The following is a 13,764-nucleotide window of genomic DNA, read 5'->3' as shown; positions in this document are numbered from 1 at the left end:
AAAAAGGAGAAAGAAAAAACAAACCCGAGAACGACGGGTTATTGTTAAATAAAAGGAATGATGCGGAAAGAGTATATCCATATTTTCAGTGTGCTTTCTGAAAGGTAATTTTATGCGTCTATTTCAAAAAAAAGGGATGGTCAACGTTTACAGGTGCAGCACTATTTTCCTGTCAATAAGCATGGTATTAACGGTTGAGGCAGAGGAGCTTTCCTTTCCGCCCACCACTATCAGTACCCAGAGATTAAACGATAGTCAGCAGATTGCCGGATATAGCGAAGATCTTATCAATCCTGAAAGTCATCTGGCTGGTCCAGTGGATATTGCCACGGCGGTAAAATCAGCAGTCAACTGGCATCCAGCTATCACTCAACAGGTGAGTAAGCTCCAGGAGCAGGTGCAAAAAGTTGATGTAGCGAAAGCCAAATATTATCCGCAGGTCAATGCGGGTATGAATAATGGTTATAGTAATACCTACTCTGATTCAGGATATTCCCCTTCATTAGTGGTTTCTGTTTCGCAAATGCTGTACGACTTTGGCAAAGTCTCCAGCTCGGTCAGAGCGGCGGATGCCGCTGTTGCCCAACAGCAGGCGATGGTCATGCTTAATATCGATCAAGTGGCTCATGATACCGCGGGTGCAGTGGTACAGATGCAGGGCTATCAAAAGCTGGTGAAAATAGCTCAGGCCCAGGTGGATTCGTTAAAACATATTGGCGATCTTATTCGCCAGCGCAACGACGCCGGCGCAACATCGCTTTCAGATGTGGTGCAGACGGATACCCGCGTAGAGGGCGCGCAGGCAACGCTTATTCAATATCAGGCGGCGCTGGAGCGCTGGAAGGCAACGCTGGCGACTTATCTTGGTCTCGGGAGTATTACCTCCGTAACCGAAAGCGTACCGCAGGCGATGGATGCTGCCTGTGGCGTAAGTAAAATCGATTACCGAACCGTACCAGCGGTGCTCGCGGCTTTGGCGCAGGCTACGCAGGCGCAGGCGCAGTTAGATAATGCCACCGCGCAAATGTTGCCAACTATCTCGCTGGAACCTCAGGTAACGCATTACCTCAATGATAATTACGCCAACAGCGCGGTGTTAAATAAAACTCAGTATTCGGCATGGGTAAAAGTTGAAATGCCGATCTATCAGGGCGGAGCACTCACCGCTTCCCGCGAAGCGGCGCAGCAAACGTTATCTGCGGCTAATGCCGGGATCAGAAACGCGCAACTCGATGCCAGCCAGAAGTTAAGCGCCTCCCGCGACGAGGCGGTAAATCTGAAACAATCTATCGCCATCCAGCGCCGCCAGCAATTACTTGGCGAACAAACTCGCGCTCTGTATCAGGATCAATATTTACAGCTTGGCACGCGTCCGTTACTCGACCTGCTCAATGTCGATCAGGAAATTTATCAGGCGCAATTCAATCAGGTATTAACTGAAGCGCAACTGCGAAATCTGGAACTGGACTGTCTGTTCAGTACGGGGAAAATGCGCGCCGTTTTTGCTCTGGATAACCAAAGAATTCAGGGTGTGGAGATTCGACCATGAGCGAACAACACCAGCGCAGCGATATTCCCCATTTGCAGGATTGGGCTAACGCTATGGCTTTTGTCGCCAGCCATTATCGGCAAAGTTACTCGCCGGGTACGCTCCATGCCGCGGCGGAGTGGGCGACGCAAAAAACGCTGCCTGATGCGCTTAAACATCTCTGCCGCCATGCCGGATTGCATTGCCAGTTTCTGAATGGCAATGACCGGAAAATGTCGGCCTGGCGTCTGCCGCTTGTGGTACAGCTCAAAGATGGTCAGATTGGCATTATTGAAAGCTTCGATCTGCATAATTCCGTCGGGATCCGTTTTGTCAAAGAGCTGACTTTACTAAGCCACTGCCCGCTTGACGCCTTATTAGATGAGATTGAATTCACCGTGGCTTTTCGTCCGGCCTCGCCGGAGAAAGATATTAGAACTGAAAGCTATCTCTCTCGCTTTCAGCCAGACTGGCTGCGTAAAATCGTTTTAAAAGATTGGCGTCCCTATTTGCATGTCATGCTGGCATCGCTGGCGATTAATATTTTGGCATTAGCCGGCATCCTGTTTTCTATGCAGGTATATGACCGGGTGATCCCTGCTCAATCTTATCCCACTTTATATGTCTTGTTCAGCGGTGTATTAATTGCCGCCCTGTTCAACTTCATGCTGAAAATTACCCGTGGACACGTCACGGATCTGTTAGGCAAACGTGGAGATATCCGTATCTCCGATCGCGTGTTTGGTCACGCATTGCGGCTGAAAAATACGGCGGTTCCACGCTCGACAGGCAGCTTTATTTCCCAAATTCGCGAGCTTGAACAGGTACGGGAAATGATGACCTCGACCATGATGACGGTCATTGCCGATTTGCCTTTTTTCCTGCTTTTCCAGCTTGTGTTATTTATCGTCTCGCCATGGCTGAGCTGGATTGCGCCTGTTGCGACTATTCTGATGCTATTGCCGGGATTGGTACTGCAGAAAAAACTGGCCGAGCTGGCGAACAAAAATCAGCATGAAAGCATGCTACGCAACGCCATTTTAGTGGAAAGCATTCAGGGGTTGCCGGATATCAAAATGATGCAGGCAGAAAGCCGTTTCCTGCAGCAATGGAACAGCTATGTGGCAATTACTGCCGAATCGGGAGTGAAAACCCGCAAAGTCACTCATGGCCTGGTGAGCTGGGGCATGTCGATTCAGAACCTGTTGTATGCCACCGTCGTAGCGGTAGGGGCGCCACTGGTTATTAATGGCGACATCACGACTGGCGCCATGGTGGCGGCATCGATGCTGTCCAGCCGAATGGTTGCTCCGATGACGGCCCTCTGCGGCGTACTGGCTCGCTGGCAGCAGGTGAAAGTCGCGAAAGCAAGCCTGGATAATTTAATGGCGCTGCCGGTAGAGGGCGGGCTGGATGAACCGCGGGTCCACCGAGCGGTTCTGCACGGCAATTATGAATTCCGTAACGCCGAGTTTCGTTACGGCAAAGACAATGGTCCCGCACCGCTGCGAATTAAACAACTTTCTATTAAAGCCGGAGAAAAAATAGCCGTTCTTGGGCGCATAGGCGCCGGAAAATCGACGCTATTGCAGGCGATGATGGGCAATGTCGAGCTGGCGTCAGGCGAACTTCGGCTTGACGATCTTTCGCTGCCACAGATCGATCTTGCAGACATTCGCCGTAACGCCACGCTACTGACTCAGGAGGCGCGGCTGTTTCATGGAACATTAAGGGAGAATCTGACGCTGGGGCGGCCAATGGCGAGCGATGATGAACTGGTGAAAGTGCTTGAACTGTGTGGTGCGCTGGAGTTCGTCAACAAACTGCCTATGGGTCTTGAACATGTGGTGATGGAAGGGGGACTCGGGCTCTCCGGCGGACAGCGGCAGTCCCTGTTGCTGGCGCGCTCGCTCATTCGCGACCCTAATATTATTTTGCTGGATGAACCCACCTCATTTTTTGATGAACGAACAGAAAAAGCGTTCGTCGAGCAACTGGCGCGCTGGGCCGGAGAGCGCACGTTAATCATCGCCACTCATAAAGCAGCAGTGCTCAATATCGTTGATCGTATTCTGGTTATTCAGGATGGTCAGTTAGCGCTGGATAAACCGAAGGCGACAGTATTTGAGCAGGAAAAAGCGCGCGCTCAGGTGGTGAACATATGAATAAACCCAGTACTGCAATTTTCTCGCGAGTACAGGAACCGGATCCGGTTGCCGCGATGGCTGATAACGAGCGTGATGAGGCTGAACTGGTTAATTCGCGACGCCTGATCGCTTTACTGGCACTGCTGTTGGTTGTCACAGGCGTATGGGCGTGGTTCGCGACGCTCGATGAAGTATCCACCGGAACCGGAAAAGTGATCCCCAGCTCGCGCGAGCAGGTGTTGCAAACGCTGGACGGCGGGATCTTAACTGAGTTGCACGTTCGCGAAGGCAGCCGGGTCGCCGCAGGTCAGGTGGTCGCACGATTGGATCCCACCCGCAGTGAATCCAATGTTGGCGAGAGTCAGGCCAAATATCGCGCGTCATTAGCCGCGAGCATTCGCCTGACCGCAGAGGTTAATAACCAACCGCTGATTTTTCCGCCATCGCTGAAGGCCTGGCCGGGGCTGCTGGCGGAAGAAACTCGCCTCTATCACAGCCGCAGGGAGCAATTAACGAAGTCTATGCGGCAACTGGAGCAGTCGTTGTCTCTGGTAAATAGCGAGCTGGCGATAAATGAAAAGCTGGCTAAGACCGGTGCGGCCAGTAACGTCGAAGTACTCCGTTTGCGTCAGCAGGCCGCCGATATTGAATTAAAGAAAATTGACCTTAACACTCGCTACTATGTTGATGCCCGCGAGCAGTTGTCGAAAGCTAACGCGGATGTCGCCAGCCTTGCCGAAGTGATTAAAGGCCGGGCAGATTCAGTGGCTCGGCTGACCGTGCGCTCGCCGGTGCAGGGGATCGTCAAAAATATCAAAGTGAATACCATCGGCGGCGTTATCGCGCCAAACGGTGAGCTGATGGATATTGTACCCATCGATGGTCGGTTATTGATCGAAGCGCGTATTTCGCCGCGGGATATTGCATTTATTCATCCCGATCAGAAGGCACTGGTGAAAATTACCGCCTATGATTATGCCATCTATGGCGCCCTCAATGGTGTTGTCGAAACTATCTCTCCGGACACGATCCAGGATGAGGCAAAACCTGACGTCTACTACTATCGGGTATTTATCCGAACCGATCATAACTATCTGGAAAATAAACGCGGCAAGCGTTTTTTAATTGGCCCGGGAATGATCGCCACGGTTGATATTAAAACCGGTGAAAAGACCGTAATGGATTATCTGGTGAAACCATTTAACAGGGCGAAAGAAGCACTGAGAGAAAGGTAACACCCACTAGCTGGCTGTATGTTTGGTGAAATTTTCAACGTATGGAGATTTGAGATGGCATTAAGCGATTTATTACAACAGGCTTGCTTTCAGTGCAAGCCATTAAAAACGACCGCATTGCCTGCCGATTATCCTGGATGGGTCATCTTTTTTAGCGTCAGTGACGGAAAGCAGCGCGCGCATGTCCAGGTATCGACCGCCGCCAGTTTTGATCAAGCCTGGTTAACCGGCGCCAGAGCGCTGCAGGAGTGGCGTAAAAAGCAGGATAATGAACCGCAATGGTTACGAATTGACATTGTCGATAGCGTAGAAAAACTCACCTGGGAAAATCTGCAAAAGAAACTCAATATCACTAAACGCAATTACTTCCGCTTCGGGATCTCTTTTGATACCCAATTTACGCAAGCGATCCTTGAACAGGAAATTGCGGCGAATGCGTTACTTTATGATGGCGACAATGGCGTAGCGGCGCCAAATGACATCAATCTGGAAAATTATGGTCAACGGCGGTTTAAATGTAGTTTGAACTGGCCGAGCGAGCCTCAGCAGATATTATGGCGTTTTAAAACGCGATCGGTGTTTTGCGATCGTAGCGGTGCCAAACTCATTGAACATAGCGGCCGCAGTTCCGGCTACCGGGTTATCGATGATGAATGGCAAAAAAACTATCTGCCCGAGGTGATTAAAAAGGGGAGCGACTATCTGGCTCGCCAGGTTAAAAAAGATGGGCTCTATTATTACGGTTGGTTTCCCTGCTTTGACCGCCCGGTACGTTCCTATAATGCTCTGCGCCATGCCAGCTCAACCTATTCGTTGATTGAAGGATGGGAAGCCACCAGGCAGCCGCACCTGCGTCAGGCAATCGATCGGGCGATTGGTTACCTGGTCAACAATCTTATTGCCGTTCGTACGCTTGCCGATGGGCGACAGGCCGCGTTTCTTTGCGATGTCGAAAATGAAATTAAGCTTGGCGGGAATGCGGTCAGTATTCTGGCGCTGGTAAAATATACCGAAACGACGGGTGACCGACAATATCTGGACTTGTTGTCGCAACTGGCCACCGGCATTGCCTTTATGCAGGATGCGCAAAGCGGTGAGTTTGTTCATGTTCTTAACAGCAACGATCTCTCATTGAAAGCCAAACATCGCATAATCTATTACGACGGCGAGGCGGCATTTGCCTTAATGCGTTTGTATCGTTTGACGCAGGCGCCGCAGTGGCTGTCCATGGTGGAGAAAGCATTTGAATACTTTATTCGACAAAAACACTGGCAGCATCACGATCACTGGTTGAGCTACTGTGTTAACGAATTGACGCGTTACCGCCCGGAAGAGCGTTATTTCCGTTTCGGGCTGGATAACGTGCGCGATCATCTGGATTTCGTGCTGCAACGCGTAACAACCTATCCGACGTTACTGGAATTAATGATGGCGGCGGCGGAAATGATTGCGCGTCTGGATGCCTCGTCCGAACAGCGCCATTTGCTCGACAACTTTGATAAAGAGAAGTTTTATCAGGCGCTGGAGTCGCGGGCGCGTTACCTGCTGGATGGTTTCTTCTGGCCGGAACTGGCGATGTTTTTTAAAAATCCTGCTCGTATTGTCAACAGCTTCTTCATTCGACACCATAGCTACCGCGTGCGGATTGATGATGTAGAGCACTATCTGTCTGGTTATATTGCTTATCAAAAGTATTATCAGGCTGCCAACACACGTCAGCAATCGCCAATCGCGGCGCCGCCCGCACCTCGGGGAACGACTATTTTTTTGTTAGAGAATCTGCGCGACGTGGGTAATGGTATTGAGGTAGCGGCTTCCCGGCGAGCAAGGCTGTTTGTAGAACATTTACAGACTGTTCCCTGGCTTATTACCGCGATGTGGGATCCCGAACTCAATGAGACGGTAAAAGCATTGAAGGCGCGGGGAGCGCTGCCGGAAGCGGTCCCGGTTTACAATTTGTACCATGCTTTGGTGTCGTGTCTGAAGAGCGGGAAAATCATTCCCCTACCTGTGCTTAAAGGGGAGATCGAACTTCGTCAGGCTGTAGCGCCAAAAGCAGAGGCGACGGTCGGTAAAAATAACTATCAATTACGCCCGCAGGGGCAACTGGTGGAGGATTACGTCGATAGCGCGGGAAACGTTTTGCTGCGTAAATATTTTGACGTGAAGAAAGCGAACCTGCAGATAGCCCGCATGGATCTCGCGCTACCCGGTGGAGAAATAAAATCCTTCAGCCAACAGGAGGCGTTTTTTTCCTGGATGCTGGAAATGATGCTGCCCGCAGCGGGCAGCTGGCATTTTATCGTCGATAAAAATAAAGCCTGGAAAGCGTTCGTCTGCTCGCAACCGGCACAGCGGATGAACTGCACGGTTAGCGCAGTCATCCACTCTCATCATCAGATGCTAAACGGCGGGATAAAAGCTTCATACCGTCATTTACTGGAACAACCGCAACGGGTGGATCGGTTAATCGTACTTACCGACGAACAATGGCAGGATTTACAGCAGGAGGGGATCCCCGGCGATCGCCTGGTGGTCATCCCCAATCATATGGATGACAGCAAAATTCCGGCTGACCCGCAAAAGGAACCCTCGGAAACAGTCATCTATCTGGCGCGTTACTCTGAAGAAAAACAGCATCTGATGCTTTTTAACGCGTTCCGTAAAGTAGTGGCGCAATGCCCTGATGCGCGGCTACACACTTATGGCGTCGGTCCGCTTCGCCGTAAACTCAGCGAGCAGGTTAAGGCGTGGGGATTAGAAGAGGTCATAAAAATCAATGGATTTACCTCGGATATTGCTGCTGTCCATCGCCGCGCTTGCTGTACGGTACTCTGCTCAAATCAGGAGGGGCAATCCCTGTCGGCGGTCGAGGCAATGGTCTATGGCACGCCGTTAATTAGCTTTGCTATAAAATATGGGCCGCGCGATATTCTGCAGGATCGTCAGGCCGGGATCCTCGTACCTTACGGCGACGAAGAGGCGCTGGCCGCGGCATTAGTTCAGGTCATCTCCGATAAGGCGTTACAAAAAGAGATGCAGGCCGCCGCCATCCGCAATGCACGCCGTTATTACGCCAGCGCGATAGCCGGGCGCTGGGAGAACTGGTTACAGCAAAATGAGCAGCGAATGAAGGGGCAGGAGGAGAAGCCGGTCAACGTGGTTTCACTCAAACAACGTGTCGTGTGAAAACGTTTCCGCCCTGGTAAAATGAATTCGCTGGGGCGGACTACATCCGGAGAGGCGGTACCTTGCGATATAGCAGAACAGGAGCGGCATGCTGCGCCATATATCTTTTCGCGGCCTTTTGTTTGCCTTCCGCAGTGGCTAATGAAATGGTGCAGGAATCCCGCTGCGTCAAAGGTTCGATATTGCTTAAACATCGCCTCGAAAAAGAATATGTTGAAGATGATTTCCATATTTTTTATAGCCTGCAAGGGCGCGACGCGCTCAAATATCAGTACGACAGTTCAGGCAGTGGCGTCCCTGATAGTATTAAAGATATTGCTGTGCAGCTGCAGGCCGCCAAATATCTTTATTCCCATGTGCTTGGCCTTCGCTTTCCGTTACAGCAAAAGATTTATGCTCAGGCCAGACAAATCAATGTCTATGTATTGCAACTGCCGAAGGGGAATGGTCTGGCTTTCGATCGCGTGGCGGCAGAAACCATGAATGACGGCAGGCAACTGCCTTGCGGTTTAAAGTTTGTATTGAATGCCGCGCTGGAACCGGCGCGTAACATTACCCCTGCTCATGAATTTTTCCATCTTTATCAGTATGGCTATGCCGTCTTTAAACAAACATGGTATCTGGAGGGCATGGCGCGGTGGATGGAGAACAGCTTTAAAGCCCCGGAGAAAAATACCCGGCCGCGCTTTCCGCTTCCTGATTGCGAAAGTAATTTTACACGCGGTTATAACGCCGCGAATTACTGGGCAAGCTTTGCGCAAGCGCACTTTTCTAATATCACTATCCCCGCAGCAGCACAGCGTTTCCGTTACAGCGATGGTTCGCCGGTCTTGATAGCACAGCAAGTGAAAGGGGGGGCGATGTTAACGCCGTTTTTTAATCAGCTGGCGCAGGGGAGCGAGGTACAGTCGCGGCAGTTAAACCTGGCGAATACCCGCTGGTCAGAAGCGCAGCAGCGCAGCCCCGAGTTTAATGAGACGATTTGTCAGACGCTGGCCGCCGTGGTTGGGGCGAAAAAATAGGCTATAAAGCAAAACGCCGCCCTGAGGGCGGCGCGGGTAGGCTAGTTACGCAACCTGGGCGCCTGCAACTGCTGACGAATTGTTTTGGCCAGCTCGTCGAGGGACGGCTGCTCCGGATGTTCGTCGCGGGGTTCGCTGCTCAGCTGCGCTTCTGCCAGATAGGTGTGGATGGGTTGGCCATCATCATCTTCCATCACTACATGGTACCAGGGGGCCGCGCGCAGTTCGTCATTGGCGGCAATTTCATCCTCTTCCGGTTCCGCGAGCGAGTACTCGGGATCGACATCGACGATGACGCCCAGGTAGCCCAAGAGCGTATGACGGACCTGTTGGCCGATACCGAATTTGCTGGCTATCATAGGCACCTCCTGGGAAACATGAATACTCCCTATATGAGGCTCATGTTTCGTTTTTCAAGTTACATGACGCGACAGGCAAACCCCTTCAGATACAGCCCTTCCGGATAGGTTGCGATCACCGGATGGTCGGCAGCCTGACGGAACTGTTCTATAAATTGTACATCACGTCCGGCATCAATTGCTGAATCCGCGATGATTTTCTGAAATAAATCGGTGGTCATCAGGCCGGAGCAGGAGAAGGTCAGCAGCACGCCGCCGGGGTTCAGCAGCTGGATCGCCAGCATATTGATGTCTTTATAGCCACGGCAGGCGCCCATCAACTGGCTTTTATTTTCTACGAATTTCGGCGGATCCATCACGATGACGTCGAATTTCTCCCCTTGATCGCGGTATTTACGCAACAGTTTGAACACGTCGTCGCGCACAAACTCCGCTTTGGACAGATCCAGTCCGTTGAGCTCCACGTTCTGGCGCGCAACGTCGAGCGCTTCCTGCGAGGTATCCACGCTGGTGACCTGGCGGCAGCCGCCCATCAGCGCCGACACCGCAAAGCCGCCGGTATAAGAGAAGCAGTTCAGCACCCGTTTGTCCGCCACGTAGCGACGGGTCGCCAGGCGACTGTCGCGCTGGTCGAGGTAATAGCCGGTTTTGTGCCCGCCCTGGATATCGACCAACAGCTTCATGCCATGCTCAGCGATCGGCAGCAGCGCTGGCGGCAGTTCGCCCACTACCGGCCCCTGGGCCAGCTCCAGCCCCTCTTTTTTACGCACCGCGACATCGCTGCGATCGTAAATGGCGCAGTCCGGGAACAGGCTCTGCAGGGCGCTGATGATGGCGGCGCGCTGGTATTCGGCGCCTGCGCTGAGGAGCTGCAGTACGAAAAAGTTGCCAAAGCGGTCGATTGTCACGCCCGGCAGCCCATCGGACTCGCCGGCGATCAGACGGTAGCTGTCGAGGCCATCGCGCTCGGCCAGCCAGGCACGCCAGGTTTGCGCCTGCTGCAGGCGGCGTTCAAAGAAGGCGTTATCAATGGCTTCGTTGCGATCGAAGGTCCACACGCGGGCGCGGATCTGCGACGACGGCGAATAAGCGCCGCGGGCCAGCCATTTTCCCTGATGGTCGACGATATCGATGGTTTCACCGCTGCGGGCTTTACCTTCCATGCGGGCGACGCCGCCGGAGAAAATCCACGGATGGCGACGCAGCAGGGATTTCTCGCGTCCTTTGGCTAACACTAAGCGGGGGAATAGGGAATCTGTCATGGAGCTACCTTTAAGCAACGGGAATGTCGGCACCGAAAAATGGCGCGTAGATTAGCACACCTGGCGCATACAAGCATCTTTCCCCCGCCAGGCGCGGTTGAGCGTTTCGGCACAAAATGCAGGCGCTTCAGCACATTCACTTTGCGCGGCGTTTCATACTCTGTCTTCTCACCCCCAGGAGGAGAAGACGATGAAAACAGGTATGCGGATAGTTGTGGCGATGGTTGCGGCAGTGAGCAGTGGCGCGATGGCCGCGCCGTTTAGCGTGAGCAGCAATGATATGCGTGACGGGCAGCCGCTGGCCCAGAAGCACTGGTTTACCGGTTTCGGCTGCACAGGAGGCAATGTCTCTCCACAGCTGACATGGAAAAACGCCCCGGCAGGCACGCGCAGCTTCGCGGTCACCGTCCGGGATCCTGATGCGCCTACCGGCAGCGGCTGGTGGCACTGGACGTTAGTCAACATTGCCAGCAGCGTCTCTTCTCTGCCCGCTGGCGCGGGAGATAAAAACAGCGCTACACTGCCGGGCGGAGCGGTACAGGGCCGCAACGATTTTGGCTATGCCGGCTTCGGCGGCGCCTGCCCGCCGGCGGGAGATAAACCGCATCGCTACCGTTTTACGGTGTGGGCGCTGGATATCCCCACGTTGCCGGTGAATGCCGATGCCAGCGGGGCGCTGGTCGGGTATCTGTTACACAGCCATGCTCTCGCCAGCGCCCAGTTGACGGCGACGGCCGGGCGCTAAAATAAAAGGGTGGTCGGATGGAGAGTATTCATTTTCAGCATAATGCCCTGACCGCCGCGGAGATCACCACCCGACGGCTATGCAGGCTGCATCGGGTGCGTCTGTTCGCCCCGGCGCTCTGTCGGGTAAAGCGCGGCAGCAAGGTGATTGTGCAAGGGGAGAGCCGGGTGCTGGCGACCCCGCAACAGCTGATTGTTTTGCCGGCAGACGTTGAGCTGGAGGTGATTAACCAGCCGGAGAATGGCCTCTTTTGCTCCGATCTGCTGTCGCTGACGCCCGAGCTGTTGACGGCGTTCAAGACCCGCTATGTCAGTGAACCACCGCCCGGGCGTCTGACCTCGCTCTGCGCCCCGGTGACGACTGAGCTGGCGTTTATGTGGCAAAGCGTTCTGCAGGCGGTGCGGGAAGGCTTGTCCCCCTCTCTGCAGCAGCATCAGACCATGGGCCTGCTGCTGGCCTTGCACGAGGCGGGTTATGCCGGCCCGCTGCTCGTCGAGCGGCAGCAGGATCTGTCGGCGCAGGTTCGACAACTGGTCATGCTGTCGCCAGCGCAAGCGTGGAGCGTGTCGCGGGTGGCGAAAATGCTCTTTCTCGGCGAGTCCACGCTGCGCCGTCGGCTGCAGCAGGAATCGCAGAGTTTTCGCCAGATTGTCGAGGAGGTGCGGATGGCCCATGCCCTGGGGCAGCTGCAGACCACTTCGCGGCCCATCGGGGAAATTGCGCAGAACAGCGGATATCAGTCGGGATCGCGCTTTACCGCGCGCTTCCGTCAGCACTATGGTTTACTGCCAAAGCACGTACGCTGAATGAATTTGCTATCCTCAGCGTAAAGGGTGAGCGAAAAGGAGACGATGATGGCCAGTATCTGCACGATGGCATGGGTTTACGGTTCAGTTCAGGGCGTAGGGTTTCGGTATTCGACACAGCGGGAAGCGCTGCAGCTGGGATTGACCGGCTATGCCCGTAATCTGGACGACGGCGGCGTGGAAGTGCTTGCCTGCGGCGAGGCGGAGCAGGTGGAGAAACTCATCGCCTGGCTGAAAGCCGGTGGGCCGCGCAGCGCGCGGGTTGACCGAGTGTTGACTGAACCCCATCAACCCACCCGCAGCTGGGACAAGTTCGCGATCCTCTATTAGATGCACTTCACCGGCTTGGGCAGACCGGCGATTTTGGTCGCTTGTTTGGCGGGGCCTTTCGGAAACAGGCGATAGAGATAGCGGCTGTTGCCTTTCTCTTCGCCAAACTTGTTGGCCATCGCCTTTACCAGCATGCGGATCGCTGGCGAGGTGTTGAATTCAAGGTAAAACTCGCGCACAAAGCGCACCACTTCCCAGTGCTCAACGGCGAGCGTTATCCCTTCCTGCGCGGCGATGACGTCGGCCATCGCCTCGCTCCACTGGGTGGTATCTTTCAGATAGCCTTCGCTATCCGTCTCAATTTCGTTGCCTTCAAAAATAAACATAATTTTTCACATACCGCCTGAAACTGGCCGCAGTGTAGCAAAAAAAAAGGCCCCGCATAAGCGAGGCCTTTGTTAGCAGGGGAACGGTTAGTCCCGGCTGGCGAAGCCCAGGATGCTCAGCAGGCTGACAAAGATGTTGTACAGCGAGACATACAGGCTGACCGTGGCGCGAATGTAGTTGGTTTCACCACCGCGGATGATGTTGCTGGTCTCGAACAGGATGGCGCCCGAAGAGATCAGGATGAACACCGCGCTAATCGCCAGGTGCAGCGCCGGCAGCTGCAGGAACAGGTTAGCGACCATACCAATCAGCACCACTACCACGCCGGCCATCAGCATTCCGCCGAGGAAAGACATATCTTTGCGCGTCGTCAGCACGTAGGCCGAGCAGCAGAAGAAGACCAGCGCCGTACCGCCCAGCGCCAGGCCGATCAAATCGCCCATGCCGGCAGAAAGGTACGCGTTCAGCATCGGTCCAAGGATATAGCCGAGGAACCCGGTGAAGGCGAAGGCGGAAATAATCCCGGTGGGCTTATTCGCCGTTTTATAGGTCAGGAACATCAGACCGTACATCCCCACGAGGGTTAAAATCAGCCCCGGGGAAGGAAGCATCAGCACCGTGCTGGCGGTAGCGGTGATGGCGGAAAACGCCAGCGTCAGGCTGAGCAGGAAGTAGGTGTTACGCAGAACCTTGTGCGTGCTGAGCAGCGAGGAACGGTCACGCGATGATGTAATTATGCGATCCATGAGTCACTCTCTTATGACAGATGTAATTAGGTATAAAGAATAAGAAAAACAAGCGTGAAGCCCTAATG

General features: G+C 53.7%; 12 protein-coding genes. 8 read left to right on the top strand and 4 right to left on the bottom strand.

Annotated elements, in window-relative coordinates; all coding sequences use genetic code 11:
• Nucleotides 1-112: 112 nt before the first annotated feature.
• From LGM20_RS16565 to LGM20_RS16545, 5 genes are all read left to right on the top strand, one after another.
• Nucleotides 113-1,549 (top strand): TolC family outer membrane protein, encoded by a 1,437-nt coding sequence (locus LGM20_RS16565; protein WP_044522009.1) that lies wholly within the window; start codon nt 113-115, stop codon nt 1,547-1,549.
• Nucleotides 1,546-3,693: a type I secretion system permease/ATPase gene (locus tag LGM20_RS16560; protein WP_044521965.1), complete on the top strand. Its 2,148-nt coding sequence runs from the start codon at nt 1,546-1,548 to the stop codon at nt 3,691-3,693. The genes LGM20_RS16565 and LGM20_RS16560 overlap by 4 nt, the downstream gene beginning before the upstream one ends.
• A complete protein-coding gene (locus LGM20_RS16555; protein WP_044521967.1) occupies nt 3,690-4,910 on the top strand; it encodes an HlyD family type I secretion periplasmic adaptor subunit in 1,221 nt (406 codons plus the stop codon). The genes LGM20_RS16560 and LGM20_RS16555 overlap by 4 nt, the downstream gene beginning before the upstream one ends.
• Nucleotides 4,911-4,964: 54 nt before the next feature.
• Nucleotides 4,965-8,099, top strand: coding sequence for a glycosyltransferase (locus tag LGM20_RS16550; protein ID WP_044521968.1), 3,135 nt, complete (start codon nt 4,965-4,967; stop codon nt 8,097-8,099).
• Between the two features lie 146 nt (nt 8,100-8,245).
• The gene (locus LGM20_RS16545) at nt 8,246-9,121 is read left to right on the top strand and encodes a peptidase (RefSeq protein WP_044521969.1); all 876 of its coding nucleotides are present in this window, start codon (nt 8,246-8,248) and stop codon (nt 9,119-9,121) included.
• Between the two features lie 41 nt (nt 9,122-9,162).
• Here LGM20_RS16545 and hspQ read toward each other — a convergent pair whose 3' ends face one another.
• The gene (gene hspQ, locus LGM20_RS16540; RefSeq protein ID WP_023289058.1) at nt 9,163-9,480 is read right to left on the bottom strand and encodes a heat shock protein HspQ; all 318 of its coding nucleotides are present in this window, start codon (nt 9,478-9,480) and stop codon (nt 9,163-9,165) included.
• 59 nt (nt 9,481-9,539) lie between these two features.
• Nucleotides 9,540-10,742, bottom strand: a complete 1,203-nt coding sequence (gene rlmI / locus LGM20_RS16535; RefSeq protein WP_023289059.1) for a 23S rRNA (cytosine(1962)-C(5))-methyltransferase RlmI — start codon at nt 10,740-10,742, stop codon at nt 9,540-9,542.
• 190 nt (nt 10,743-10,932) lie between these two features.
• Between rlmI and LGM20_RS16530 the strand changes: the two genes are divergently transcribed.
• The 3 genes from LGM20_RS16530 to yccX are packed head-to-tail and all read left to right on the top strand — an operon-like array spanning nt 10,933 to nt 12,623.
• A complete protein-coding gene (locus LGM20_RS16530) occupies nt 10,933-11,487 on the top strand; it encodes a YbhB/YbcL family Raf kinase inhibitor-like protein (protein ID WP_023289060.1) in 555 nt (184 codons plus the stop codon).
• Nucleotides 11,488-11,504: 17 nt separating this feature from the next.
• The gene (locus LGM20_RS16525; RefSeq protein WP_023289061.1) at nt 11,505-12,293 is read left to right on the top strand and encodes an AraC family transcriptional regulator; all 789 of its coding nucleotides are present in this window, start codon (nt 11,505-11,507) and stop codon (nt 12,291-12,293) included.
• Between the two features lie 48 nt (nt 12,294-12,341).
• Nucleotides 12,342-12,623 (top strand): acylphosphatase, encoded by a 282-nt coding sequence (gene yccX / locus LGM20_RS16520; protein ID WP_004201446.1) that lies wholly within the window; start codon nt 12,342-12,344, stop codon nt 12,621-12,623.
• On the opposite strand, the gene tusE is transcribed toward yccX, so the two are convergent.
• Entirely contained in the window at nt 12,620-12,949 is a 330-nt protein-coding gene (gene tusE, locus LGM20_RS16515; RefSeq protein ID WP_004201447.1) for a sulfurtransferase TusE, read from the bottom strand. The genes yccX and tusE overlap by 4 nt on opposite strands.
• Nucleotides 12,950-13,036: 87 nt before the next feature.
• The gene (gene yccA / locus LGM20_RS16510; RefSeq protein WP_002898458.1) at nt 13,037-13,696 is read right to left on the bottom strand and encodes an FtsH protease modulator YccA; all 660 of its coding nucleotides are present in this window, start codon (nt 13,694-13,696) and stop codon (nt 13,037-13,039) included.
• Nucleotides 13,697-13,764 lie beyond the last annotated feature (68 nt).

The sequence above is a fragment of the Klebsiella quasipneumoniae subsp. quasipneumoniae genome (assembly GCF_020525925.1).
GTDB classification, from domain to species: Bacteria; Pseudomonadota; Gammaproteobacteria; order Enterobacterales; family Enterobacteriaceae; genus Klebsiella; species Klebsiella quasipneumoniae.
This window is presented reverse-complemented; position numbering and strand designations above follow the sequence as displayed.